28 protein-coding genes and 1 pseudogene are annotated in these 23,289 nt (G+C 73.1%); 15 read left to right on the top strand and 14 right to left on the bottom strand.

Annotation, left to right across the window (positions count from 1 at the left end):
- Position 1: 1 nt before the first annotated feature.
- Together dnaN and dnaA are read right to left on the bottom strand one after the other, a co-directional pair.
- Complete coding sequence (gene dnaN, locus VGL20_11150) at positions 2 to 1,162, bottom strand: DNA polymerase III subunit beta (protein HEY2704236.1); 1,161 nt, start codon at positions 1,160 to 1,162, stop codon at positions 2 to 4.
- A gap of 222 nt (positions 1,163 to 1,384) precedes the next feature.
- Positions 1,385 to 2,743 (bottom strand): chromosomal replication initiator protein DnaA, encoded by a 1,359-nt coding sequence (gene dnaA / locus VGL20_11145; protein HEY2704235.1) that lies wholly within the window; start codon positions 2,741 to 2,743, stop codon positions 1,385 to 1,387.
- 477 nt (positions 2,744 to 3,220) lie between these two features.
- On the opposite strand from dnaA, the gene rpmH reads away from it, so the two are divergent.
- From rpmH to ndk, 8 genes are all read left to right on the top strand, one after another.
- Entirely contained in the window at positions 3,221 to 3,367 is a 147-nt protein-coding gene (gene rpmH, locus VGL20_11140) for a 50S ribosomal protein L34 (protein HEY2704234.1), read from the top strand.
- An 8-nt stretch (positions 3,368 to 3,375) separates the two neighbouring features.
- A complete protein-coding gene (rnpA, locus tag VGL20_11135) occupies positions 3,376 to 3,852 on the top strand; it encodes a ribonuclease P protein component (protein HEY2704233.1) in 477 nt (158 codons plus the stop codon).
- On the top strand, positions 3,849 to 4,118 hold the full coding sequence (gene yidD / locus VGL20_11130; protein HEY2704232.1) for a membrane protein insertion efficiency factor YidD: 270 nt from the start codon (positions 3,849 to 3,851) through the stop codon (positions 4,116 to 4,118). The genes rnpA and yidD overlap by 4 nt, the downstream gene beginning before the upstream one ends.
- Positions 4,115 to 5,167 (top strand): YidC/Oxa1 family membrane protein insertase, encoded by a 1,053-nt coding sequence (locus VGL20_11125; protein ID HEY2704231.1) that lies wholly within the window; start codon positions 4,115 to 4,117, stop codon positions 5,165 to 5,167. The genes yidD and VGL20_11125 overlap by 4 nt, the downstream gene beginning before the upstream one ends.
- Positions 5,168 to 5,210: 43 nt before the next feature.
- The gene (jag, locus tag VGL20_11120; GenBank protein ID HEY2704230.1) at positions 5,211 to 6,089 is read left to right on the top strand and encodes an RNA-binding cell elongation regulator Jag/EloR; all 879 of its coding nucleotides are present in this window, start codon (positions 5,211 to 5,213) and stop codon (positions 6,087 to 6,089) included.
- A gap of 101 nt (positions 6,090 to 6,190) precedes the next feature.
- Positions 6,191 to 6,694, top strand: coding sequence for a hypothetical protein (locus VGL20_11115; protein HEY2704229.1), 504 nt, complete (start codon positions 6,191 to 6,193; stop codon positions 6,692 to 6,694).
- Positions 6,695 to 6,747: 53 nt separating this feature from the next.
- The gene (locus tag VGL20_11110) at positions 6,748 to 8,031 is read left to right on the top strand and encodes a pitrilysin family protein (GenBank protein ID HEY2704228.1); all 1,284 of its coding nucleotides are present in this window, start codon (positions 6,748 to 6,750) and stop codon (positions 8,029 to 8,031) included.
- Positions 8,028 to 8,489, top strand: a complete 462-nt coding sequence (gene ndk / locus VGL20_11105; GenBank protein ID HEY2704227.1) for a nucleoside-diphosphate kinase — start codon at positions 8,028 to 8,030, stop codon at positions 8,487 to 8,489. The genes VGL20_11110 and ndk overlap by 4 nt, the downstream gene beginning before the upstream one ends.
- Here ndk and lepB read toward each other — a convergent pair.
- The 3 genes from lepB to VGL20_11090 form a co-directional block, all read right to left on the bottom strand.
- A complete protein-coding gene (gene lepB / locus VGL20_11100; protein ID HEY2704226.1) occupies positions 8,486 to 9,253 on the bottom strand; it encodes a signal peptidase I in 768 nt (255 codons plus the stop codon). The two genes, ndk and lepB, sit on opposite strands and share 4 nt — an antisense overlap.
- 106 nt (positions 9,254 to 9,359) lie before the next feature.
- Complete coding sequence (locus VGL20_11095) at positions 9,360 to 10,310, bottom strand: ParB/RepB/Spo0J family partition protein (protein HEY2704225.1); 951 nt, start codon at positions 10,308 to 10,310, stop codon at positions 9,360 to 9,362.
- Positions 10,307 to 11,125: an AAA family ATPase gene (locus tag VGL20_11090; protein HEY2704224.1), complete on the bottom strand. Its 819-nt coding sequence runs from the start codon at positions 11,123 to 11,125 to the stop codon at positions 10,307 to 10,309. Before VGL20_11090 ends, VGL20_11095 begins: the two co-directional genes overlap by 4 nt.
- 270 nt (positions 11,126 to 11,395) lie before the next feature.
- Here VGL20_11090 and VGL20_11085 point away from each other — a divergent pair.
- Positions 11,396 to 11,689, top strand: a pseudogene (locus tag VGL20_11085) (hypothetical protein).
- A gap of 75 nt (positions 11,690 to 11,764) precedes the next feature.
- Here VGL20_11085 and VGL20_11080 read toward each other — a convergent pair.
- Positions 11,765 to 12,736, bottom strand: a complete 972-nt coding sequence (locus tag VGL20_11080) for a CPBP family intramembrane glutamic endopeptidase (GenBank protein ID HEY2704223.1) — start codon at positions 12,734 to 12,736, stop codon at positions 11,765 to 11,767.
- 69 nt (positions 12,737 to 12,805) lie between these two features.
- Between VGL20_11080 and VGL20_11075 the strand changes: the two genes are divergently transcribed.
- The 4 genes from VGL20_11075 (at position 12,806) to VGL20_11060 (ending at position 16,553) form a co-directional block, all read left to right on the top strand.
- A complete protein-coding gene (locus VGL20_11075; protein HEY2704222.1) occupies positions 12,806 to 13,885 on the top strand; it encodes a peptidoglycan bridge formation glycyltransferase FemA/FemB family protein in 1,080 nt (359 codons plus the stop codon).
- A gap of 47 nt (positions 13,886 to 13,932) precedes the next feature.
- Positions 13,933 to 14,565, top strand: coding sequence for a hypothetical protein (locus tag VGL20_11070; protein HEY2704221.1), 633 nt, complete (start codon positions 13,933 to 13,935; stop codon positions 14,563 to 14,565).
- Between the two features lie 341 nt (positions 14,566 to 14,906).
- Positions 14,907 to 16,217, top strand: coding sequence for a diaminopimelate decarboxylase (lysA, locus tag VGL20_11065; GenBank protein ID HEY2704220.1), 1,311 nt, complete (start codon positions 14,907 to 14,909; stop codon positions 16,215 to 16,217).
- A gap of 27 nt (positions 16,218 to 16,244) precedes the next feature.
- The gene (locus VGL20_11060; GenBank protein HEY2704219.1) at positions 16,245 to 16,553 is read left to right on the top strand and encodes a hypothetical protein; all 309 of its coding nucleotides are present in this window, start codon (positions 16,245 to 16,247) and stop codon (positions 16,551 to 16,553) included.
- An 8-nt stretch (positions 16,554 to 16,561) separates the two neighbouring features.
- On the opposite strand, the gene VGL20_11055 is transcribed toward VGL20_11060, so the two are convergent.
- The 3 genes from VGL20_11055 to VGL20_11045 are packed head-to-tail and all read right to left on the bottom strand — an operon-like array spanning position 16,562 to position 18,242.
- A complete protein-coding gene (locus VGL20_11055; protein HEY2704218.1) occupies positions 16,562 to 16,936 on the bottom strand; it encodes a DUF2203 domain-containing protein in 375 nt (124 codons plus the stop codon).
- Between the two features lie 44 nt (positions 16,937 to 16,980).
- A complete protein-coding gene (locus VGL20_11050) occupies positions 16,981 to 17,742 on the bottom strand; it encodes an anti-sigma factor (GenBank protein ID HEY2704217.1) in 762 nt (253 codons plus the stop codon).
- Positions 17,739 to 18,242 (bottom strand): sigma-70 family RNA polymerase sigma factor, encoded by a 504-nt coding sequence (locus VGL20_11045; GenBank protein ID HEY2704216.1) that lies wholly within the window; start codon positions 18,240 to 18,242, stop codon positions 17,739 to 17,741. Before VGL20_11045 ends, VGL20_11050 begins: the two co-directional genes overlap by 4 nt.
- Positions 18,243 to 18,396: 154 nt before the next feature.
- Here VGL20_11045 and VGL20_11040 point away from each other — a divergent pair, with 154 nt between their 5' ends.
- Entirely contained in the window at positions 18,397 to 18,948 is a 552-nt protein-coding gene (locus VGL20_11040) for a DUF4439 domain-containing protein (GenBank protein HEY2704215.1), read from the top strand.
- On the top strand, positions 18,945 to 19,481 hold the full coding sequence (locus VGL20_11035; GenBank protein HEY2704214.1) for a ferritin-like domain-containing protein: 537 nt from the start codon (positions 18,945 to 18,947) through the stop codon (positions 19,479 to 19,481). Before VGL20_11040 ends, VGL20_11035 begins: the two co-directional genes overlap by 4 nt.
- Positions 19,482 to 19,485: 4 nt before the next feature.
- Here the strand turns inward: VGL20_11035 and VGL20_11030 are convergent, their stop codons facing one another.
- Genes VGL20_11030 through sufD form a run of 5 tightly spaced genes read right to left on the bottom strand, consistent with a single transcriptional unit; the run spans position 19,486 to position 23,286 of the window.
- Positions 19,486 to 19,842 (bottom strand): metal-sulfur cluster assembly factor, encoded by a 357-nt coding sequence (locus tag VGL20_11030; GenBank protein ID HEY2704213.1) that lies wholly within the window; start codon positions 19,840 to 19,842, stop codon positions 19,486 to 19,488.
- Positions 19,839 to 20,309 (bottom strand): SUF system NifU family Fe-S cluster assembly protein, encoded by a 471-nt coding sequence (locus VGL20_11025; GenBank protein HEY2704212.1) that lies wholly within the window; start codon positions 20,307 to 20,309, stop codon positions 19,839 to 19,841. The genes VGL20_11030 and VGL20_11025 overlap by 4 nt, the downstream gene beginning before the upstream one ends.
- Before the next feature lie 9 nt (positions 20,310 to 20,318).
- Positions 20,319 to 21,611, bottom strand: a complete 1,293-nt coding sequence (locus VGL20_11020; protein ID HEY2704211.1) for a cysteine desulfurase — start codon at positions 21,609 to 21,611, stop codon at positions 20,319 to 20,321.
- Positions 21,608 to 21,940: a bifunctional 3-phenylpropionate/cinnamic acid dioxygenase ferredoxin subunit gene (locus VGL20_11015; protein ID HEY2704210.1), complete on the bottom strand. Its 333-nt coding sequence runs from the start codon at positions 21,938 to 21,940 to the stop codon at positions 21,608 to 21,610. The genes VGL20_11020 and VGL20_11015 overlap by 4 nt, the downstream gene beginning before the upstream one ends.
- Complete coding sequence (gene sufD / locus VGL20_11010; protein ID HEY2704209.1) at positions 21,937 to 23,286, bottom strand: Fe-S cluster assembly protein SufD; 1,350 nt, start codon at positions 23,284 to 23,286, stop codon at positions 21,937 to 21,939. The genes VGL20_11015 and sufD overlap by 4 nt, the downstream gene beginning before the upstream one ends.
- Between the last annotated feature and the right edge of the window lie 3 nt (positions 23,287 to 23,289).

The following is a 23,289-nucleotide window of genomic DNA, read 5'->3' as shown; positions in this document are numbered from 1 at the left end:
CCTACATGGGGACGCGGACGGGCATCACGATGTACAGGTAGTCGTCGCGCCCCACCGGCCGGATCACGCCCGGTGACAGCGGTCCGTTGAACCCGAGCGCCACCTCCTCGCTGTCGATCACCGCGAGGGCGTCGAGGACGTAGCGGGCGTTGAAGGCGATCTGCACCCCCTCGCCGACCACCGTGGCCACCAGCGGGGCCTCGTCGTCGCCCACCTCGGCGGTCTGGGCATGAAGGGTGAGGGTGCCCTCGCCGGTGGCCAGGCGCACCACGTTGGCCGCGTCCTTGGCGAGGATCGAGGCGGTTCGGGTCTCACGCAGCAGGGTCGCCGACGACAGGGTCACGGTGGTGCTCTGGGAGGCGGGGATGACCTGGGCGTAGTTGGGATACGCGCCCTCGATCAGTCGCGAGGACACCTCCACGTCGCGCATCGTGAAGAAGATGTGGTTGCGCGACGCCGACAGCGTCACCTCCACCGAGGGCCGGGCCGCGGTGATCGCCCGGGCCACCTCGCCGAGGTGCCGTGCCGGCACGATCACGCTGGTGGCCGGCGCCTCGCCGTCGCCCTCGCCCTGCCGCGGCAGCTTCCGCACCGCCAGCCGGTGACCGTCGGTGGCGGCGAGGGTCACCCCGTCGCCCTCGAGCTGCAGCAGCACCCCGGTGAGCACCGGGCGCGCCTCGTCGGTGCTCGCCGCCACCGCCGTCTGGCCGATCGCCGCATCCAGGGTCTGGGCGTCGAGGATCACCGCCGCCTCGGCGTCCCGCGCGGGCAGCGGCGGGAACTCGACCGCGTCGATGCCGTGGATGTTGGTGCGGTGGATGCCGCAGGTGATCCGGAGCACCTGGGTGGCGGGGTCGAGCTCCAGGGTGCAGGGCGCCTCGGCGAGGGAGGAGACGTACTCCGTCACCAGCCGGGCGGGCACGGTGACCCGTCCCTCGCGCACCACCTCGGCGGGCACCGTGGTGGTGATCGTGAGGTCGAGGTTGGTGGCGGTGAGCCGCAGGCCCTCGCCGGTGGTCTCCAGCAGGACGTTGCTGAGGATCGGCAGCGTCGACCGGGGTGAGACGGCGCGCGAGACCAGGCTGAGGGCGGCGGCCACGGCGGTCGGGGAGACGGTGCACTTCATGAGGGTGCTCTCGGTGATGGGCGAGGCGGTTGTCACCAGGGCGGTTCCTTCTCAGGAATGGTGTATGTATTCAGTCGTCCCAGTAGGGCGGTGCACCGCGGGGATAACCCCCTGCCGCCCGATCGAACGCCGGTCCGGGGGGCGGGAGACGCTGGGGATGGCGGGGCGGGATGCCGGTGGCCGCCCACAGCGCGGAGGTCGCGCGGGGTTTCCCACCGCTGGTTCCCGCCGGAGTCCACAGCCTCGTCCTCGCGGTGCTCAGCGCGCATGCAGGCGGTCCCGGATCTGGCGCAGGTCGCTCTGCAGCCGGGCGTCCTCCCGGCTCAGCTCGAGGATCTTCTCGTAGGCGTGGAGGACGGTGGTGTGGTCCTTCCCGCCGAACGCCTGGCCGATGGCGGGCAGCGAGGAGGCGGTCTCCTCGCGGATGAGGAACATCGCCACCTGGCGCGGGAAGACGATGTGCTTGTCGCGGCGCCGTCCCTTCATCTCCTCGAGCGGGATGCTGTAATAGGCGGCCACCGTCTCCTGGATCAGGTCGACGCTGGGGGGTGCGCCGGCGTCGTCGGGGAGGATGTCGCGGAGGATCCTGGTGGCGCTCTCGAGGGTCACCGGCTGCCCCGCCAGCGAGGCGTGGGCGAGCACCCGGATCAGCGCGCCCTCGAGCTCGCGGATGTTCTTCTGGATGCGGTGCGCGATGAACGAGCAGACCTCGTCGGGCACCAGCCGGCCGTTGGCGCCGAGCTTGCTGTTGAGGATGGCGAGCCGGGTCTCGAAGTCGGGGGGCTGGATGTCGGCGATCAGACCCCACTCGAACCGGCTCTTCAGTCGCTCCTCGAGGGTGGGGATGTCCTTGGGAGGACGGTCGCTGCTGATCACGATCTGCTTCTGCACCTCGTGCAGGGCGTTGAAGGTGTGGAAGAACTCCTCCTGAGTTCTGTCCTTTCCTGCCAGAAACTGGATGTCGTCGATGAGCAGGACGTCCACGGTGCGGTAGCGCGTCCGGAAGTCGTGGGTCCGGTTCTCCTGGATCGACGCGATCATCTCGTTCATGAACTTCTCCGAGGTCACGTAGGCGACCTTCGGAGGGCGGCGCACGTGACCCTCGCGCACCGCGTGCCCGATCGCGTGCATCAGGTGGGTCTTGCCCAGCCCGACCCCTCCATAGAGGAAGAGGGGGTTGTATGCCTTGCCCGGCGCCGCGGCCACGGCGCGGCAGGCGGCGTGCGCGAAGCGGCTGGAGTTGCCGACCACGAACGCGGAGAAGGTGAAGCTGGGGTTGAGCCGGGCCACGCTCGACCCGGTGGTCTGGGCGTCGAGGCTGTCGGAGATGGTGCCCGGCATCTCGTCGGGGAGAGGGGAGGGCTCGTCGGGCGGCGGCGTCGACGCCGGGTCGACGGTGATGATCACCTCGCAGTCGCGGGTGGTGAGCTCCGAGAGGGTCTCGCGGATCACCGGCGAGTAGCGCTCGATCAACCAGTCACGGGCCAGGCGGGTGGGGACGCCGATGGTGAAGGTGCGCCCGTCCGGGCAGTCGAGCAGGACCGCGTTGCGCAGCCAGGTCTCGTACCCCGGACGGGTGAGCTGGAAGCGCAGCTCCTCGAGCGCGGCCAGCCAGATCTGCTGCGCATCGGCGGGGACCGTCGCCTCTCCCCCAGACCGGAACTTGATGTCCACGGAACGTCCCCTTGATCCCCGGGTGTGTGGCGACGAACGGTCCGTCGCGCGTGTCGAGAAGGGCGCGGGTGAGTGCTCCATCACCCTTGTGGGTGTTTCCCACAATCTGTCCACATCCGTGGATAAAACGCGTTGTTCCACCGGGTGCATATCGAACTGTTGTGCACCTCGGGAGACGGCAACCCGGTGGAGTGAACGCGAAGTCTAACAACGGGCAGGGGGGGTCAGAACGTTTCGGTCCGGCCCCGGATCAGCGCTTTCCGGCGCGTTAAGCGAGCCTGCTGCGGAGGGTGCGCTCGTGGCGCTGGGCGGCCCGTCGCGGCGGGTCGCTGCTATACTCCCGGGGCCCCACCCCCGGTGCGGAAGCGGCGCTGTACGCGCCCCCGTCCTGGGCGGCATCGATCGACGGAGAGCACTCCCATCAAGCGCACGTACCAGCCGAAGAAGCGCTACCGCCGGAAGACCCACGGCTTCCGCATCAGGATGTCCTCGCCCGGGGGGCGACAGGTGCTCAAGGCGCGGCGCCGCAAGGGCCGCAAGCTGCTGACGCCCGCGCCCGTTCGGTGAGCCTCGCGGTGAACCGGCGCCATCGCCTCCGCGGCGGCGGTGCCTTCGCCGCCGTCCGCGAGCGGCGGGCCTCGTCGTCCGCCGGTCCGCTGCGGGTGCAGGTCGCCGCCAACCTCGCCGGCGTCGCGCGGGTGGGCTTCGTGGTGCCCCGGGCGGTGGGCGGCGCGGTGGTGCGCAACCGGGTGCGCCGCCGGCTGCGCGCCCTGATGCGACCCCGGATCGAGGCCCTCGCCGGCGTCGACGTGGTCGTGTCCGCGGGCGTCGCCGCGGCCTCGTGCCCGTGGGAGGCGCTCGGCGCCGACCTCGACTCCTGCCTCGCCGGCGCCCGGGCGCGGCTGCGACGCGGTGACGCCCGGGCGACGGCTCGGAACGCCGGGGGTGATCGCGCCGCATCTGAGCGCCCCCTGAGGGACAATCGCGGTGGCGGCGGCAGCACCCGGCCCGACCGGGTCGATCCTGGGGGGAGCCGCCCCGCATCGCCATGACCAGACTGAGCCTCCTTCTCATCCGCCTCTACCGAGTGACCCTCGGCCCGCTCTTCGCGCTGATGAGCGGCTGCCGCTTCACGCCCACCTGCTCCGAGTACGGCTACGCGGCCATCGAGCGGTTCGGCTGGCGGCGGGGCTGGTGGATGGCGGTGCGGCGGATCGGCCGGTGCAACCCCTGGGGCGGGTGCGGCTACGACCCCGTGCCCGACGAGTACGTGAGCCGGCGGAGCCGCCGCCACGCCGAGGCGGGAGGCACCCGGTGAACCCCTTCGACATCCTCAGCGCGCTGGGCCCGCCGATCGAGTGGGCGCTGACCCACCTCACCCACTTCTTCGGTGGCATCAGCCTGATCCAGGGCAGCGCGTTCGGGTTCGCCATCGTGGTGGTGACCCTGTGCCTCCGGATGGGGCTCTTCCCCGTCTTCGGGTGGCAGGTGCGCACTCAGCGCCGCATCCAGGCGGAGCAGCGGCTGGTGGCCCCGCAGCTGGCCGAGCTCCGCAAGAAGTACAAGAAGGAGCCCCAGAAGCTGAACGAGGAGATGATGAAGCTCTACAAAGAGCACGGCATCTCCCCCTTCAGCAACCTCACCGGCTGCCTCCCCCTGCTGGTCCAGATGCCGATCCTCTACGGGCTCTACCGGGGCATCACCTCGGCCACCAAGGACCTGCACCAGGGCCTCGGCTTCCTCTGGATCGGCAACGTGAGCAAGAGCCCGAAGGACCTCCTCGCCCAGGGGATCGGCACCCACTGGACGGTGATGATCCTCCCGGTCCTCGCCGGCCTGGCCAGCTTCGTGCAGGCCAAGATGATGATGCAGCCTCCTCGCGCGGACATGTCCGAGCAGGAGCTGAAGATGTACAGCCTGAGCAAGAACATGCTCTTCCTGGCGCCGGGCATGGTCCTGCTGTTCGGGTACCAGCTGCCCGTCGGCCTGGGGATCTACTGGCTGACCCAGAGCCTGGTGATGATCGTCCAGCAGTGGCTGGTGATCGGGTGGGGCGGGCTGAAGGTGCCGCCGTGGTTCCCGGGGGCCGGGCGGGTGACCTCGCTCAGCTACCGGACCGACGGCGGCGCCGGCTCCGGCGGAGCCGGCGCACCGGTGCGCCGGGCGCTGGCGGGGGGATCGACGCCGGCCAAGGATGCGGCCAGGCGTCCGGTCAAGCCGCGCGCCGGGTCGGCGACCCCGCCCCAGCCGTCGACGGCTCCCCGGACGACCAATGGACGAGCACCGCGATCGGTGACCAGCCGGACGCCGGGCGGAGCGGGGCGGGCTTCTCAGGGATCGGTGCGCCGACGGGGACGCGGTCGCTGAGGCGGCCCCGGCGGGCGGAGGGATGGTTGGTGGTGGAGAGAGCGTGAGCGAGACGCGAACGGACGCGCCGGCGTCCACGACGAGAATGGTCGAGGCCAGTGCCGACACCGTCGAGGAGGCGGTGGCCACGGCGCTCGCCGAGCTCGGGATCGGCCGCGAGGCGGCCGAGGTCGAGGTGCTCAGCGAGGGGACGAAGGCGGTCGCCGGAGAGCGGATCTCGTCGGCGCTGGCGAAGGTGCGGGTGCGGCCCGCCGATCCCTACGCGGCCCGTGCCAAGGGGCTCCTCGAGGAGCTGCTGACCCGCATGGAGATCCCCGCCCGGGTGTCGGTGCGGCGCGCCGTCGCCGTCCGCGAGAGCGACGCCGGCCGCGAGCCGGTGATCCTCGACATCAGCGGTGACGACCTCGGCATGCTGATCGGCTGGCGCGGCGAGAACCTGCGCGCGCTCCAGACCGTGCTGAACCTGATGACCGGAGACGGCGAGGCCGATGGCCGGCGCCTCATCCTCGACGTCGAGCGCTACCGGGCCCGCCGCGAGGAGCACGTCCGCGAGCTCGCCCTCCGCATCGCCCACCGGGTGAAGCGCACCGGCCAGCGCTACACCCTCGATCCCATGCAGGCGTACGAGCGCCGGGTGATCCACATCAGCCTGGAGGGCGACGAGGGGGTGCGCACCGAGTCGGCCGGCCAGGAGCCGGCCCGGCGGGTGACCATCCATCCCACCGGTCCCGCCCAGGGAGGGCCGCCCGAGTCGACCTTCCACGGCATCCCCCGGGGTCCGCGGCCGCCGATGCGCGGTGGCTTCGGCGACCGCAGGGGCGGCGGTGGTGGCGGTGGTGGTGGTGGTGGCTACGGCGGCCCGCCGCGTGGAGGCCCCGGGCGCCCGTTCCCCAGCCGCCCGGGAGGGCCGCCGCCGCGGTAGCGCGGCGCTGCGCTCGCCTCATCGGTGCGGCGGCCTGCGCGCTGGCGGGATGCGGCGGCGGTGCGGCGGCGCCTGCGCCGGCGGTGCTCCCCGGCGCGCCGGTGAGCTACGTGCTACCCCTCGACCGCCTGCCGGCGGCGGGGTTCATCGCCGCGCCGGGGCCGCAGCGGGTCGACGCCGCCGCGCTGTCGACCCAGGCCGCGGTGCAGAGCGCCCTGCGCGCCGCCGGCCTCCGCGGGGTCGCCAGCGCCCACTACGTGCGCCAGGTGCCCGAGCTGGCGACCGCCAACGGGCCGCTGGACGTGGTCGCCACCGTCGCCGCCTTCGGTGCCGGGAGCGGCGCGCACGATGTGATGCGCCGGCTGGCCGCCGAGGTCGACGCCCGGCCCGGCGCCGGCGCGATCTCGGCGGGTGACCTCGGCGACGAGTCCCACGCGGTCACCGAGAACGCGCTCGCTCCCGACGGCACCCGGGTGGTGCAGGTGACGGTGCTCTGGCGGGTGGCCAACCTGGTCAACGAGATGGCGGTGCGCGGCCGCCTCGGCGGAACCGGGCTGGGCGACGCGATCGCTATCGCCCGGCGTCAGTCGGAGGGCGAGCACTGATGACGGGCGCGCCGAACGGTGCCGGGGGCCACGGTCGAGTACACTCCCGCCCCGTGCCCGGTGCCGGGAGCGCGTATCGCCTCACCCGTCTGCCCAGCGGCGTGCGTGTCATCACCGCGCCGATGCGTGAGCGCGCCTCGGTGTCGCTCTCGGTGATGTTCGGAGTCGGCTCCCGCTACGAGGAGCCGGAGCGGGGCGGGCTCTCCCACTTCATCGAGCACATGCTCTTCAAGGGTGCCCGGCGCTACCCCACCGCGAAGTCGCTCTCCGAGGCGATCGAGGGCGTGGGCGGGGTGCTGAACGCCGCCACCGACCGCGAGCTGACGATGCTCTGGGCGAAGGTGCCCGCGGAGCGGTTCCCGCTCGCCGTCGAGGTGCTCGGCGACATGGCCTTCCAGTCGACCTTCGACGCCACCGAGCTCGCCAAGGAGCGGCTGGTGGTGATCGAGGAGCTGCGCATGTACCTGGACAACCCCCAGGAGTACGTGGGCACCCTCTTCGACGAGGTGATGTGGCCCGACCATCCCCTGGGGCGGGACGTCGCCGGCACCGAGGAGACGGTGCGGAGCTTCGGGCGCGACGACTGCCTGCGCTACCTGGCCGAGCACTACCACCCGGACAGCGTGGTGGTGAGCGTCGCCGGCGCGATCGAGCACGAGTCCGCCCTCGAGCTGGTCGCCGGCGTGGTGGGCGGCTGGGGCACGGGTGCGCGCCCGCCGATGCTGGCCGCCGAGCCCGTGCCCGCCGGCGGCGAGGTGCGCCTGGTCAACCGGCGGACCGAGCAGGCGAACCTGATCATCGGCAGCCGCGCCCCCGGCTATCGGGACGCCGACCGCTTCGCCCTCGACGTGCTCAACATCATCCTCGGCGAGGGGATGTCGAGCCGGCTCTTCCTCGAGCTGCGCGAGAATCGCGGCCTCGCCTACGACGTCCACTCCTTCACCGTGAAGCTGAGCGACAGCGGCGCGCTGGGCATCTACCTCGGGTGCGAGCCGCGCCAGGCCCGCGCCGCCCTGGCCGCGGCGGTGGCCGAGCTGCGCCGCCTCGCCGAGGAGCTCGTCGACGAGGAGGAGCTGGGCCGCGCCCGCGAGTACGCCCGCGGCCGGCTGGTGCTCCACCTCGAGGGCACCAACTCGATGTGCAGCTACCTGGGTCAGCAGGAGCTGCTCGGCGGCGAGATCCTGCTTCCCGAGACGGTCGTGGAGCGCATCGAGGCGGTGACCGCCGAGGACGTCCGGCGGCTGGCGGGGAGCATCCTCGAGGGTGGTCTCCGCGGCGCCGTGATCGGCCCCTTCCGAGACGCGGAGAAGTTCATGACAATCGTGGCAGGATCATGACGGTCGAGCGAACCCTTGTGCTGGTCAAGCCCGACGGGGTGCAGCGCGGCCTGGTCGGAGAGGTGATCTGCCGCCTGGAACGGCGCGGCCTCAAGCCGGTGGCGCTGAAGCTGATGAGGATCGACGAGGCCCTGGCCGGGCGCCACTACGGGGAGCACCGCGAGAAGAGGTTCTTCCCCGGCCTCGTCGAGTTCATCACCTCCTCACCGGTGGTGGCGATGGTCTGGGAGGGGCCCAACGCGGTGTCCATGGTGCGGGCGATGATGGGCCCCACCAACCCGGCGGTGGCGCCGCCCGGGACCATCCGCGGCGACCTCGCCGTCGACCTCGGGATGAACGTGATCCACGGCAGCGACTCGCCGGAGCGCGCCGCCGAGGAGGTGGCGCTGTTCTTCGAGCCGTCCGAGCTCGTCGACTGGGACCGGACCCAGTCGAGGTGGGTGGTCGAGGGCTCCTAACCCCGCCGCCGCAGCGCGGCGAGCAGGCGCCGGCTCCGGCGGAGGCCGAACAGGGGCAGGGGCAGCAGTGCGGCGGCGAGCGATGGGCCCTGGCCGAGGAAGCCGAGGTGGCCGAGCGGCCAGATGCGGATCCAGGCCCGTCCGAGGACGTTGTTCCGTGGGATCAGCCCGATGAAGCGCGAGTCGCGGGAGCGGTTGCGGTTGTCGCCCATCACGAAGTAGTCGTCCTTGGGGATGACCAGCGGCTGCGGCTCGGTGGTGGCGCGGCCGCCGGAGTCGCAGCAGAACGTCATCTCGTCCCACGGGTCCTTGCTCTGGTCGGGGAGGTAGGGCTCCTTGAGCACCTGGAAGCCGCTGGCGCCGGCGGGCCGGATGAGCACCGCCGCGTGCTGGCGCCCGTTCTCCGAGTAGTGCCCGTCGATCTCGATGGTGTCACCGGGGAGGCCGACCACCCGCTTGATGAAGTCGCGGTTGGGCTCGTCGGGCGGTTTCAGCACGATGATGTCGCCACGGTCCGGCGCGTGGAGGTGGTAGGAGAGCTTGTCGGCGAAGAGGAGATCGTTGTTCCTCAGCGTCGGGATCATGCTGTCGCCCTCGACGCGGACGGTCTGGAGGGCGAGCGCGATCACGATGTAGAGGGCGAACGCCAGCGCGAGCACCTCGAGGATGTCGCGCAGGAGGTTGCGGCTCTCCCACCGGCGCCGGGGATGCTGCGGTGCGGAGGGCACCTCCACCTCCGGGGGGTCGGTGGTTACCTGAGACACGTCGCGCCGATTATATGGGTGCCGGGTCGTCGACCCGGACGGGGGATCGGCGCGCCCCGTGGTCGCCGAACATCGGTTCGTGTCGAGGGGTCGCGGGGTGGAGCGGTCAGAGCGGCGCCCCGCCGAGGCGGGTGTAGAGACCGTCGAGCTGCTCGTCGTCGTAGAACTCGATGAGCACCTGGCCGCCGCGTCGTCGGCGGCGGAGGCGCACCTGGGTGCCCAGCGCCTCCTCGAGGCTGCGCTCGAGCAGGCTGTCGTCGGGGCCGAGTGGCGCCGGGGGCGGGGGCGGCCGGCGGCCACCCGTGGCCGGTGCGGGGGGGAGCGCGGCGGCGATCGCGGCGCGGCGCCCCACCTCGAACTCGACCTGCCGCACCGACAGCCCGTGCGCCGCCACCGCCTCGGCGAGCTCGACGCGGTCGGTGTCGCTGGGGGCGCCGAGGAGGGCGCGGGCGTGGCCGGGGGTGAGCCGGCCCTCGCGGAGCGCGGTCTGGACCGCGGCGGGGAGGGCGAGCAGCCGGACGGTGTTGGTGACCGCCGCCCGGCTGCGGCCGACCCGGAGCGCGATCGCCTCGTGGGAGAGGCCGAAGGCGTCGGCGAGCCGGGCGTAGGCGGCCGCCTCGTCGAGCGCCGAGAGGTCGGCGCGCTGCAGGTTCTCGACCAGGGCGAGCTCGAGCGCCTCGCGGCCGGACTGGGTGGCCGGGCGCAGCAGCGCGGGGATGCGGGAGAGACCGGCGAGGGCGGCGGCGCGGAGCCGGCGCTCGCCCGCCACCAGCCGCAGGCCGGCGCCGTCGCGCTCGACCACGATCGGCTGGAGCAGGCCGTGGGCGCGGATGGAGTCGGCGAGGCTGGAGAGGGCGTCGGCGTCGAAGTCGCGGCGGGGCTGCTCCGGGTTGGGCCGGATGGCGGCGACCTCCACCTCGAGGAGCCGCGCCTGGTCGTCGCTCGCGGGGAGACCGGTGCCGTCGGGCATCGGAGGCGCCGAACTGCTGAGCAGGGCGTCGAGGCCACGTCCCAGCCCCCGGCGGCGTGGTCCCGAGCCGCCCCCGTCGACGCTCACCACGTCGCCTGGATGGCGGCCCTGCCCGGCAGCGGCAGGGTGTGCCCCTGGACGCGCTCGTGGAGCTCGGTGGCGAGGTGCGCGTAGGCCGCCGCCCCCTTGCAGGTGGGGTCGTACCGGCTGATCGGCAGGCCGTGGCTGGGCGCCTCGCTGAGCCGGACGTTGCGCGGCACCACCGTGTCCATGGTCTCGGCGGGGAACCGCCGGCGCACCTCCTGCACCACCTGGGTGGAGAGGGTGAGGCGGGGGTCGTGCAGGGTGAGGACGATGCCCTCGATGAGCAGGGTCGGGTTCAGCTCGCGGCGGAGCAGCTCGAGGGTGTGGGTGATGAGCCCGAGGCCCTCGAGCGCGTAGTACTCGCACTGGATCGGGACCAGCAGCGAGTGGGCGGCGACGACGGCGTTCACGGTGAGCAGGCCGAGGCTGGGCGGGCAGTCGATGAGCAGGTACTCGTCGCTGTGACCGTCCAGGGCCTCCAGGGCGTAGCGCAGACGCATCTCCCGGCGCGCCAGCCCGACCAGCTCGATCTCGGCGCCGGCGAGCGCGATCGTCGAGGGGATGAGGTCGAGGTTGGGGACCATGGTGGGGATCCGCGCGTCGGCCAGGGGCCGCCCGAGCACGACGACGTCGTAGATGCTGGCGTTGATCTCGTCCTTGGTCACCCCCAGGCCGGAGGTGGCGTTCGCCTGCGGATCGCAGTCGACGATCAGGACCGTGTGACCGAGGTCGGCGAGGGCGACGCCCAGGTTGATCGTCGTGGTCGTCTTTCCGACCCCACCCTTCTGATTGGCGACGGCGATGATCCTGGTCGGCACGACGTCCCGATTATGCGCGCCGCGGGGAACGAGGCGAGCGCACATGTTCGGGGAGCCCGCCCCGTCCACCGTCCCTCCACCGCCCCCCGGGCGGCGCCAATGGGTGCCGGGGAGAGCAGGATGGGGCGCTGTGGACAGGGAGGGAGCCGGGGTTTCACGGGAAACATGACGGTGAAACAAGATGGTGTTGGGCGCCTGGGGGTCACGTTCCACGGGAAACATGACGGTGAAACAACACCTTTTCCCCGAGAGCTGCGTTTCACGGGAAACATGACGGTGAAACACGCTCAGACCGACGACACCTCCGCCATCGCCGACGTCCCCGATCTGGAGGTGGGCTACCTCCTCGGCGTGCTCGCGGGTGAGGGCCACTTCGGCGGCGACGGCCGCCAGCCACAGGTGACCCTGCGGATGCACACCCGCCACGAGGGCCTGTTCCGCTGGCTGGAGCGCACCTTCCCCGGCGGCGTCCTCTACGGCCCCTATCACCACGGCGGCCGCAGCTACTTCCAGTGGATGGCGCGGGGGCGCTTCCTGCGCGATGAGCTCGCGCCGCTCGTCGACCGCCACCGCCGGCTCCTCGACGAGCACACCCTGGGCCGCTTCGACGCGATGTGCCGGACCTACCGCATCCCCAGGTCAGAACCCGAGCAGGATGGTGGTGTCGTAGGCGATGTGCGCGGCCATCGCGGTGCCGAGGCCGAACCACTTCCGCAGCGCACCGAAGAGCAGCCCGAGCACCAGGATGTAGAGATTCGACGCCGACGGGAGCCCGTGGCAGGTGTACTGGAGGTGGAAGCTGGCCCACAGGAGTGAGGCCAGGAGGATGCCCACGCGCGGCTGCAGCGCGCCGCGGAAGAGCAGCTCCTCCCCCGTCCCGGCGGCGACCCCGACGGCGACCTGGCCGTACCAGTGCCGCGCCGGGCCGGCGAGATGCTGGAAGACGCGCTCCTGCTGGAGGCGGCAGTCGGCGGGCGTGAACGAGTTCACCAGGTCGTAGACGTGGCTCCCGCCCTTGACCACGGCGATCCCGGTGGCGATCCCGAGCAGCCACCACCACGGTCGCAGGGGCAGCAGGCCGAGCCGCTCGAGGGTCTCGCGGAGGTTGCGGCGCACCCCCGGTCCCACCGAGGCGATGGCGAGCATCACGAAGGGCACCTGCCCGGCGACGAGGTCGCTCGTGGTCTGCGGTTTCGAGACCGTGGCCGCCACCGACGAGGAGCCGGAGGTGGGAGCCAGGTTGTGGGCCAGGGCGAGCAGGAACAGCGAGAGGGCGAGCCAGGAGATCGGGGCGCGCGGCCGCAGCCCACGGAGGCCGGGGATGCGGCTCCACCCGCTGAGCATCAGCAGCAGCGAGCCGGCGCCGGCGACGATGGTCAGGACCCCGTCGACCACGCTGCCGCCGCTGCGGCCGTGATCGAGGATCTCGACGGCCCCCAGCAGCATCGCGTAGACCACCACGAACAGCACCAGCACACGGGCGAGGTCGAGGATCGCCAGCGTCCCCCGGGCCGCCGGCACCTCGCGCCCGGCGCCGCGCCGCTCGGCGGCCTGGGCCACCAGGGCGACCACGGCGATGAAGCCGTAGGTGAGCAGGGTGCTGGGGTCCACCCGGGGGACGATACAGGCCGCCGTGACCGGCCCCGTGCCCGCCCCCCTCCACCCCCGTTTAATGGCCCGATGCCCCGCCTGATCACCACCGCGCCGGCGGCCCCGCGCGTCCGCGCCGCCACCCCCGCCGACCGCGAGCGCTGGGACGCGTTCGTGCTCGGCGCCGCCGGCGGCAACCTGCTCCAGACCTGGGCGTGGGCGGAGCTGAAACGCGAGCACGGCTGGGCGGTGGACCGGCTGGTGGCCGAGGGCCCGGCCGGCGAGCTCGACGGCGCGCTGCACCTGCTCAACCGGCCTGGACCGGGCGGGGTCCTCAGCTTCGCCTACGCGCCGCGGGGGCCCGCGGTCGCCGGCGGCGCGGCCGGGGTGGCACCGGCGGTGGCGCTGATCGAGGCGGCCGCACGGACCGCCCGCCGCCGCCGCGCCCTGGTGCTGAAGCTCGACCCGGAGTGGGGGGTGGACGATCCCCACGCCGCCGCGATCCGGGCCGCCACCGGGCTGCGCGACAGCGCCTACGACGTCCAGCACCGCCTCACCTACGCCGTCGATCTCGGCGGCGGGGCGGCCGCGGTGCTGGAGCGGGTGAAGGCGAGCACCCGGCGGCACATCCGGCGGGCCCAGGCGGGAGGGGTGAGCGTCGAGATCCACCGCGATCCCGCCGCCGCCGCCCTCTTCCATCCCCTGCTCGAGGCCACGGTGCGCCGCAACGGCTTCGTCGCCCGCGACCTCGCCTATCACCGCGCCGTCCTCCGCCACCTCCCCGGCAGCTGCCCGGTGGCGACCCTGATCGCCCGGGTGGAGGGAACGCCGGTCTCGGGGATGGTCGCGGTCGCCGCCGGGCCGCGGCTGATCTACCTGTTCGGCGGCAGCACCCTCGAGCACGCCGCCCTCCAGCCCACCTACCTCCTCCACTGGCGGGCGATCGAGTGGGGCCTGGACCAGGGCTGCGGGGTCTACGACATGTGGGGGGTGCCCAACCACGAGGACCCCACCGCTCCCGGGGCCGGGTACTTCGAGTTCAAGCGCCGCTGGAACGGCGAGGTGCTGCGGCACCTGCGCTGCCAGGACGCGCCGCTGTGGCCGCGCCTGGCCGGGCTCCCCCGCCTCCTCGAGCGCCGGGCCCTCCGGGGCCGTCCCCTGCTCAGCTGACGGCCTCCGAGCGCCGTCCAGGGGGCCAATCCGTACAATCCCGGCCCATGGCCCCCGACTCCGGCGAGCCCGCCCGTCTCGCCCCCAGCCGGCAGAGCTGGAAGTTCGTCGCCGCCGCGCCGCCGCGCGAGGTCTTCGCGGTGATGGAGCAGATGGTCGGCATCCCGCCGTTCCGCTACGAGGTCACCGGCCCCGACAGCGCCCGCGCCATCGAGGCCGAGCGCAAGGGCTTCTTCGGGCAGTGGTCGAAGCGGGTGCGCCGCCCCCGCTGGGTGACCTGCACCGCGCGGCTGATCGAGACCGGCACCGAGGTGGCGGTGGAGGCCAGCAAGGGGAAGGGAGCGGTGCCCCGGGGCCTCCAGCTGGTGGTGCTGCTCAGCCGCGGCAACCGCGACCGCCGCACCATCTACCGCGACCGCCACTTCCCCAACGGCCCGGTCACCCTGGTGGCCTCGTGGGCGGGCATGCGGTATCGCATGTACACCGAGCCGCGCTTCGACGCCCCCCGCGGCGAGGCGGTGCTCACCGCCACCCGCCTGTTCTCCCTCGGCCACCATGGCGCCTTCGTCCAGGTGCGCACCGAGACCGGCGCCACCGGCTGGATCGAGCGCGACCAGCTCGTCCCCGCCCCGCCGGTGGCGACCCGGGAGGCCCAGGTCACGACCGCGCTCTACGGCTGACGGCCTTCGCCCCGCGGGGCAACGGCCGGTACCCCTCAACAGAAAACGGGGTGCCGGCGATGCCGGCACCCCGTTCGGGCGCGATGATGAGTGACCGCCACAGAGCTGCGGTCTGCGCCTCCTGGTTCTAAGAACTCCCGGCGGTCAGCTGCTCACCATGGCGCTGGTCGGGACGGAGGTTGTACTCGAATCGGGCATAGGGCAGGTCCCTCCTTTTCCAAGAGTGCCGCGGCCGCTCCCACTGCGCCGGTCAACTAGGCGGGGCGCACCGTGGCCGGAGACGCACCAAGAGTGTACCCGGAGATCTGCGCCCGCAGCACCCGAACCATGATGATGTCGGCATGCTGCCCGACACCGCGGGACGGTCGGCCGCCGGCAATCTCAGCGTCGGCGGCTGCGATCTCGTCGAGCTGGCGGAGGAGTTCGGCACTCCGCTGTACGTCTTCGACGAGGCCACCATCCGCACCCGGCTGCGCGCCTACCGCGACGGCCTGCGCGGCTGGCCCGGGGGCGGCGACGTGCTCTACAGCGCCAAGGCCTACCTCTCGCTGGCGATGGTGCGCCTCCTCGTGGAGGAGGACTGCGGCGCCGACGTGGTCAGCGGCGGCGAGCTGGAGATCGTGCTCCGCGGTGGCCTGCCGGCGGCGCGGATCGCCTTCCCGGGGAACAACAAGTCCGCGGCGGAGCTGGACGCCGCGCTCGCCGCCGGCATCGGTCACCTCGTCGTCGACTCCGAGCACGAGCTCGAGCTGCTCGCCCGCCGCGGCGGCGGGGCTCGGGTGGGCGCATTGCTCCGGGTGTCGCCGGGGGTTCGCCCCGACACCCACGACCACATCAGCACCGGGCAGGTCGACAGCAAGTTCGGATTCGGCATCGCCAGCGGCCAGGCGATGGCCGCGCTGCGCCGCGCCCTCGACGTCGCCGCGCTCGACGTGCGCGGACTGCACATGCACATCGGTTCGCAGATCCTCGAGCTCAGGAGTCACGCCGCGGCGGTCGACGCCGTTGCCGACTTCGCCGCCGCCGCCCGCGAGCAGCTCGGATTCGAGACCCGCACCCTCAGTGCCGGCGGCGGTCTGGGCATCGCCCACACCACCGCCGACCGTCCCCCCGCGGTCAGCAAGTTCATGTCGATTCTGACCGATTCTGTGAGCCGCAGCTTCAGCGCACGGGACCTGCCGCTGCCCGGGCTGCACGTCGAGCCCGGTCGGAGCGTCGTCGGTCCCGCCGGGGTGGCGCTCTACACCGTCGGCGCGCGCAAGGCGATTCCGGGCGTTCGCACATATGTGAGCGTTGACGGCGGGATGGCGGACAACATCCGCCCCGAGCTCTATGGGGCGCGCTATCAGCCGCTGCTGGCGCGCGATCCCGAGGGCGCCGCGGTGGAGACGGTCACCATCGCGGGACGGTACTGCGAGTCGACCGACATCCTGGTGCGCGACTGCCCACTGCCCGAGCTGTCGCCCGGTGACATTCTCGCCGTACCCGCGGCGGGTGCGTACACGTTGTCCATGGCATCGAACTACAATGCCGGCCTCCGACCCGCAGTCGTCTTTGTCCACGACGGGATCGCACGATTGGTGCGGCGGCGGGAGACGGTGGATGACCTCCTGCGCGGTGAGCAGACCGGGGCGACGGTCCCTCACCTCTGAGCCGCGCCCGGGCACCAGCTCACGGTGATGAACCAGCCAGTCCCCCCGGCGTCCGACGACATGGATCCTCTGGTCGGCGCACGCCCTCCCGCGGACGCGGACGCGGTTGCGGCGGTGCGGCTGCCCGGCCCGCTGGGGCGCCGCGGCGAGGGCCTGCCGGTGGCGACGGCGGCGCCACCCGTCCCCACCGCGCTCTCCGCCTTCAACCGGCTCACCGGCCGCCTCGACCTGGGCCCGCTCGACCGTTCGGAGACCGGCGAGGGTGCGGTCGTCACCGAGCTCGGCGGCGTCCCGGTCGCACCGGTGCGCGCCACGGCGCGCGACCGCCGGGCATAGGCGCCCGGCTACAGCGGTCTGCGGCCGCCGAAACCGCTGTCGCGGTCGTGCCAGTGGGCCACCTCCTCCTCCCCCAGCCGCCAGCACAGGTAGACGGGCTCGCCGTCGCGCTCGGCGGGGAAGTCCACCAGCCCCGTGGTCGGATCGCGCACCACCACCCCCATCTCGGCGATCTCGGCGACCACGCGGCTGAGCTCGTCGCCCTCGGCCATCATCTCCCTGGCGGCCTCGCCGCCCCCGTTGCCGATGGTCACCGAACGCAGCCGGCGCTGACGAGCACGGTCGCCGAGCACCGCGCTCACCTCCCGCGCCCGCTCCAGCAGGGGCTGCAGCCGGGGCAGCAGCAGATTCGCCTCCTCGCGGGTGAAGAGCCGGTCGGCCATCGGGCGATGCTACGCCGGACGCACCCCCCCGCACCGAGCCCGGGTCAGGAGCTGGCGGGCGCCACCGGTCGGGAGATCTGGAGCAGCACGGGCCCGGTGGGGACGGTCCCGCCCGGCCGGGGCTCGTGGGTGGTGGCGATCGCCTGGTACGCGCGGACATCCTGGGTGAGGACCGCCGACCAGGTGCGCCCGTCGGGGGCGGCGGTGAGGTAGGCGCCGAGCTCGGGGCTGCCGTCTCCGTGGATCAGCCACACCGCGTAGGCGCCGCTGGTCTGCTGGTTCACCACCGGCAGCGCGGGCAGGCCCTGGACGGTGAGCACCGTCTGGTGGGTGGCCGGGCTGTAGGTGAGCTGGCCGCAGGCCGAGGAACCCGTGGTGAGGCCGCAGGCGCGGCTGACCAGCACCGTGGGCGCCGCCGCCTGCTGATGGGGGATGGCGAACGACCACACCGCCAGGGCCACCGCGGCGGCGGCCGAGAGGCCGCCCATCACGGTGAGCCCGCGCCCGGCCGGCAGCGCCTGCCACAGCCGCTCCCGCCAGGGCACGCGCCGCGGCCGCGCGGCCGCGGCGGCCACCCCCGCCGCCTCGGCGTGCACCTGCGCGAGCAGCCGGCTGCGCAGCGCCGGCGGCGGCGCCACCGGGTCGAGGGCGAGGGCGAGCAGGTCGCCGGTGCTCTGGTAGGTGGCCGCGGCCGCCTGGCACTGGGCGCAGCCCGCCAGGTGCAGCTGGAGCTGGCGGTCCTCGCCGGGGTCGAGGGCGTCGACGGCGTGTGCCGCGAGCAGCAGGTCGCAGTCGTCACAGGTCATTGCAGGCTCCACTCCAGGCCCTGGTGCTCGAGCGAGCTGCGCAGCTTGCGCAGCGCCATCCGCGTCCGGCCCTTCACGGTGCCGAGGGGAACGCTCATCAGCGAGCTGATCTCACTCTGTGAGTAGCCGGCGTAGTAGGCGAGCTCGATGGTCTTGCGCTGCTCGTCGGGCAGCCCGTCGAGCGCCCGACGGAGGTGACCGCGCTCGAGGTCGGCCGCCACCGTCTCCCAGGTGTCGGAGAGGGCGGCCTCCGGCGGCGCCTTGTCGAGCGAGAGGTCGAGCCGCGCCCGGCCGCTGCGGCCACGGAGGCGGTCGATGGCACGGTGGTGGACGATCGAGCAGACCCAGGTGCGCAGGCTGCCCCGCTCCTGCCGGTACGAGGCGGCGCGCCGCCAGACCGACAGGAACGCCTCCTGGACCACGTCCTCGGCCGCCCCGGTGTCGCCGAGGACGCGCAGCGCCAGGGTGTAGGCCAGGCGCCCGTAGCGGTCGTAGAGCATCTCGATCCCCTCAGGAGATCCCTGAGCGATGAGGTCGATGACCCTTTCGTCGGAAGGTGTCACCGTCTCCCCTGTGAAGGCTGCCGTCTCCTCGCGTGTACGTGAACGAGACGGTGCCGGATCACTGGGCCGCCTGTCATCATCCCCGCTCGCGATGGAGCAACCGCGTCTCACCCGCCGTTCCCTCCTCCGGGCCTCCGGCGCGGCCGCGGCCGGCGCCACCCTCGGCGCCTGCGGCGGCCCGCCGTCGGGCACCGGCACGGGCTCGACCCCCCGCCCCGGGGACACCGTCCGGATCCTCAACCAGATGCTGGTCACCGAGCACACGATCATCCACGCGTACACCGCCGGCCTGCCCCTGCTCGGGTCGGTGACCGCCCCCCTCGCCACCGCCTTCCGTCAGAACCACGCCGACCACCGCGACCGCCTGGCCGAGGTGATCACCGGGCTCGGCGGCACCCCCACCCCCGCCCGGGACAGCTACGAGATCGGCACCCCGCCCGCCGACGAGGGCGCGATGACGAGCCTCGCCGCCACCCTCGAGGAGCAGGCGGCCAGGGCCCACTACGCGGCGCTACGGCAGCTTGCCGACCCCGTCGTGGTCCAGCTGCTCGCCTCGATCATGGGCGACGAGGCGCAGCACTCCGCGGTGCTCCGCACCGTGCTCCAGCAGGATCCGGCCCCCGCCTCCTTCGTCTCCGCGTGAGCCTCGACCGCCGGGCCGCGCTGATCGGGGGCGGTACCGCGCTCGTCGCCGCCGCCCTGGCCCCCCTCGCCGAGGGCGTCGACCGGGTGCTGGCCGCCGGTGACGACGCCGCCCTCCTCACCACCCTGGCGATGCTCGAGGACACCGCCGTCTACGTGCTCACCACGGTGGGGCCGGGCCTCACCCGGGCGCCGCTGCCCGGCCTGGCCCAGTCGTTCCTCACCCACCACCGCGATCATCGCGCCGCGCTGATCTCGGCGATCCGCAGGCTGGGGGCGGCGCCGCCGGGCACCGACCGGCCCCGTCCCGACGCGGTGCCCTCGTCCCCCGGCGAGCCGGCGGCGCTGGCGGCGCTGCTGGAGATCGAGGGCCGTCTGCTCGGCGCTCAGTACGCCGCGCTCGCGGCGCTGGAGCGGCAGTCGCTCCGGGCCGAGGTGGCGAGCATCTTCGGGGTCGACGCCCGCCACGCGGCGGTCTGGCGCAGCGCCAGCGCCCGGAACCCGGTCCCGAGCAGCTTCGTCACCGGGCCCTAGGAGCTCAGAAGATGCCCAGGTCGAGCTTGGCCTCCTCGCTCGCCATCGTGCGGGGATCCCACGGCGGGGTCCAGACCAGGTTGACCTTGACGTCGTTGATCCCCGGGAGCACCCGGCAGACGGCGTCGGCCTGGCTCTGGATGATGCTGCCGAAGGGGCAGTAGGGCGAGGTCAGGGTCATGTCGATGGTGAGCAGCCCGGTCTCGTCGATCGCGTGGTCGTAGACCAGGCCGAGATTGATGATGTCGATGCCGATCTCGGGGTCGTAGACCGCGGTGAGGGCGTCGAGGATCTGCTCGCCGGTGGGCCGCTCGGCATCCGCCGTCGACGTCGCCGGGGTGGTCTGCTCGGTGTCGCTCACGAGAGGGGTACCTCCTCGGTGGTCACCGTGCCCCCGCCGCGCTGCAGGCCCTCGAGAAGGGCGTTCCAGGGGAGCACGGCGCACTTGATGCGCAGCGGGATGCGGGCGACGCCCTGCAGCGCCTCGAGGTCGCCGAGGTCGTCGGCGCTGCCGCCCTCGAGCATCATCGCCCGGAAGCGGTGGCCGAGCTCGGTGGCCTCGCCGACGCTGCGGCCCGCCACCCCCTCGCACATCATGCTCGCCGAGGCGCGGCTGATCGAGCAGCCGTGGCCGTCGAAGGCGATCTCCTCGACGCTGCCGTCGCGCATCCGCATGGTGAGCAGCACCTCGTCACCGCAGAGCGGGTTGTAGCCCTCCACGGTGACGTCGGCGGGGTCGACGTGGCCCTTGTACCGGGGGTTGCGCCAGTGGTCGAGGATGATCTCGCGGTACAGCTCGTCCTCGATCGGCGTCGCGCCTGCTGCCATGTCCCGATCCTACCCCCGCGCTCCCGGAGGGCCGAGGATGCGCCCGACCTCCTGGAGGCCGGCGCCGAGCGCGTCGATCTCGCTGTGGGTGGTGTAGAGGTAGACCGAGGCCCGGGCCGTCGCCGGGGTGCCGAGATGGCGCATCAGCGGCTGGCAGCAGTGGTGGCCGGCGCGGATCGCCACCCCCTGGCGGTCGAGGATGGTGGCGATGTCGTGGGGGTGGATCTCGCCCATGGTGAAGGAGACCGCGCCGCCGCGCTCCACCACCTCGCGGGGGCCCTGGATGTCGACCCCGGCCTCGTCGAGCACCTCGAGGAGGTGGCCGGTGAGCGCCTGCTCGTGGGCGTGGATGCGGTCGCGCCCGATCGCGTCGAGGTAGTCGCAGGCCGCCGCCAGCCCGTGGGCGCTGGCCACGTCGGGGGTGCCCGCCTCGAACTTGGCGGGGACCTCCGCCCAGCTCGACCGCTCCAGCTCGACGCGCTGGATCATGCTGCCGCCGCCGAGGAACGGGGGCATGCGCTCGAGCAGCTCGGGCCGTGCCCAGAGCACTCCGGCGCCCATCGGTCCGCAGGCCTTGTGCCCGCTGAAGGCGAGGAAGTCGACGTCGAGGTCGCGCACCGAGACGGGCATGTGGGGCACGCTCTGGCAGGCGTCGACGGCGATCAGCGCGCCGCAGCGGTGGGCGAGCTCGGCGAGCTCGCGGATCGGGTTCACGGTGCCGAGCACGTTGCTCTGATGGGTCACCGCGAGCAGCCGGGTGGGCTCGGTCAGCAGCCGCGCCGCCACCTCCATGTCGAGGCGGCCCTCGGCGGTGAGGCCGATGAAGGCGAGGTCGAGACCGGCGCGCTCGGCGGCGAGCTGCCAGGGCACCAGGTTGCTGTGGTGCTCCATCAGCGTGAGCACGATCCGGTCGCCCGGACGCAGCAGCTCGCGGGCGTACGACGAGGCGACCAGGTTCAGCGACTCGCTGGCGTTGCGGGTGAAGACCAGGCCGCGGGGGTCGGCGTCGATGAACGCCGAGACCCGGCGGCGGGCCCCCTCGAAGAGCTCGGTGGCCTCGTTGCCCAGGGTGTGGGCGCCGCGGTGCACGTTCGAGTTGCTCTCGCGGTAGTAGGCCTGGATGGCGTCGAGCACCTGGACCGGCTTCTGCGACGTGGCCGCCGAGTCGAGGTAGACGAGGGGCCGGTCGCCGACCCGGCGCTGGAGGATCGGGAAGTCGGCGCGCACCGCCTCCACGTCGTAGTCGGGCGCCAGCGAGAGCGTGCCCCGCGCGGTGGTCCGGGGCGGGACGGAGATGCTCACGGCAGCGCTCCCTCGTCGACCGCGACCCGCAGGGTGCCGTCGACCACCTCGACGCGGTGCACCCGCACCGGGTCGTAGGCGGGCAGCGACAGCGGCTCGCCGGTGCGCAGGTCGAAGCACGAGCCGTGCATCGGGCACTCGATGCTGCAGGCCTCGGGGTCGAGCTCGCCCTCGCTCAGCGACGCCTCGGCGTGCGAGCAGGTGTCGTCGACCGCGTAGAACTGCCCGTTGACGTTGAACACCGCCACCGGGTTGCCGTCGATGTCCACCAGCGCCGCGTGCCCCGGGGGGATGTCCGCGGCGGCGCCCACCGTCACCCAGTCGCTCACGCCTGCGCCTCCGCCTCGACGCCGGCCGCGGAGTGGCCGGCGACGACCTCGTCGAGCACCCCGCCGACGAACTCGGCGAAGCCCTGGTGGGGGCAGCGGTCGAGGGCGTCCTGCATGAAACCCCGGACGATCATCCGGTCGGCCGCCTCGGGCTCGATGCCCCGCGAGTGGGAGTAGAAGCGCTGGTCGTCGTCGATGTGCCCGGCGGTCACGCCGTGGCTGCAGCGCACGTCGTTGGCCTGGATCTCGAGCATGGGGATGCCCGACGCCCTGGCTCCGCGGGAGAGCATGAGGTTGCGGTTCTGCACGTACCCGTCGGTCTTCTGGGCCACCCGGTCGACGCTGATGAGGCCGCCGTAGACGCTCTGGGCACGGTCGCGGACCGCCACCTTGAGGAGCAGGTCGCTGTGCGTCGACGGCGCCTGGTGGGCCTGGAGCGACTGGTGGTCGAGGTGCTGGTCGCCGCCTCCGAAGCACACCCCGGTCAGGGTGGCGTCGGCGCCGGGGCCCTCGAGCAGCGCGTCCCAGTAGGCCTTCTGCAGCCGCGACCCGAAGGTGGCGGCGAAGAAGCGGAGCCGGGAGTCGCGCTCGAGCACCGCGCGGTGGGTGGCCAGGTGCCAGGTGGCGGCGCTCCAGCGCTGGAGCAGGCAGTAGTCGAGCCGCGCGCCCTCGCCGAGGTGGAGCACCGTGACCGCGTCGGAGAGCATCGTGCCCTGGGCAGCGGGCGAGGCCTGCAGCTCCACCAGGGTGAGCGACGCGTTCGCCTCGAGCACCACCACGGTGGCGGGGAAGACCGCCGCCTGCTCACCGGCGGCGCTGTGGGCGGCGATCACCGGCACCCGCGCCTCGACCCCCGCAGGAACGTGAACGAACACGCCGCCGCGCCAGAGCGCATTCCAGAGCGCGGTGAACTTGGTGCCGTCGACGGGGACATGGCTGAGCGCCCGGCGCACCGCCTCGTCGTCGCGCTCGGCGGCCTCCTCGAGGGAGCTCACCAGCACCCCCTGGGCGAGCAGCGGGTCGGTGCCCTCGCAGGCGCGCACCCCGTTGCGGGTGGTGGCCACGAAGGCGGCCTCGGGCGCGATCTGCGCCCGCATCTCCCGCAGGGTCGCCAGCAGGCCGGCGCCGTGACCGGTCTCGCCCGGGTCGGCGATGAACTCGTCGGGGCGCAGGCCGGACACGTCGGTGCGCCGGTAGTCCTCGTTGTTGCGGTCGGGCATGGGGAGCGCGGTGTATGCGTCCCAGGCGGCACGGCGCCGCTCGGCCAGCCAGCGGCCGGCCGCCTCCACACGTGTCGTGACCGCCTCCGGGCCGATCGCCCCGGGGGTCTGCAGCTGGGTCGCCATCAG

It is taken from the genome of Candidatus Dormiibacterota bacterium, from assembly GCA_036495095.1.
Taxonomy (GTDB): Bacteria; Chloroflexota; Dormibacteria; order Aeolococcales; family Aeolococcaceae; genus CF-96.
Note: the sequence above shows the minus strand (reverse complement) of the source record. Positions and strands in the feature narration are given on the sequence as shown.

Bases quoted from the DNA above. Each gene is read 5' to 3' on its own strand.
- VGL20_11060 (HEY2704219.1), top strand. From the start codon at position 16,245: ATGAACCAGCCAGTCCCCCCGGCGTCCGACGACATGGATCCTCTGGTC.
- VGL20_11075 (HEY2704222.1), top strand. From the start codon at position 12,806: ATGCCCCGCCTGATCACCACCGCGCCGGCGGCCCCGCGCGTCCGCGCC.
- sufD (HEY2704209.1), bottom strand. From the start codon at position 23,286: ATGGCGACCCAGCTGCAGACCCCCGGGGCGATCGGCCCGGAGGCGGTC.
- VGL20_11050 (HEY2704217.1), bottom strand. From the start codon at position 17,742: ATGACCTGTGACGACTGCGACCTGCTGCTCGCGGCACACGCCGTCGAC.
- VGL20_11070 (HEY2704221.1), top strand. From the start codon at position 13,933: ATGGCCCCCGACTCCGGCGAGCCCGCCCGTCTCGCCCCCAGCCGGCAG.
- ndk (HEY2704227.1), top strand. From the start codon at position 8,028: ATGACGGTCGAGCGAACCCTTGTGCTGGTCAAGCCCGACGGGGTGCAG.
- VGL20_11045 (HEY2704216.1), bottom strand. From the start codon at position 18,242: ATGCTCTACGACCGCTACGGGCGCCTGGCCTACACCCTGGCGCTGCGC.
- yidD (HEY2704232.1), top strand. From the start codon at position 3,849: ATGACCAGACTGAGCCTCCTTCTCATCCGCCTCTACCGAGTGACCCTC.
- VGL20_11055 (HEY2704218.1), bottom strand. From the start codon at position 16,936: ATGGCCGACCGGCTCTTCACCCGCGAGGAGGCGAATCTGCTGCTGCCC.
- lysA (HEY2704220.1), top strand. From the start codon at position 14,907: ATGCTGCCCGACACCGCGGGACGGTCGGCCGCCGGCAATCTCAGCGTC.
- VGL20_11025 (HEY2704212.1), bottom strand. From the start codon at position 20,309: ATGGCAGCAGGCGCGACGCCGATCGAGGACGAGCTGTACCGCGAGATC.
- VGL20_11040 (HEY2704215.1), top strand. From the start codon at position 18,397: ATGGAGCAACCGCGTCTCACCCGCCGTTCCCTCCTCCGGGCCTCCGGC.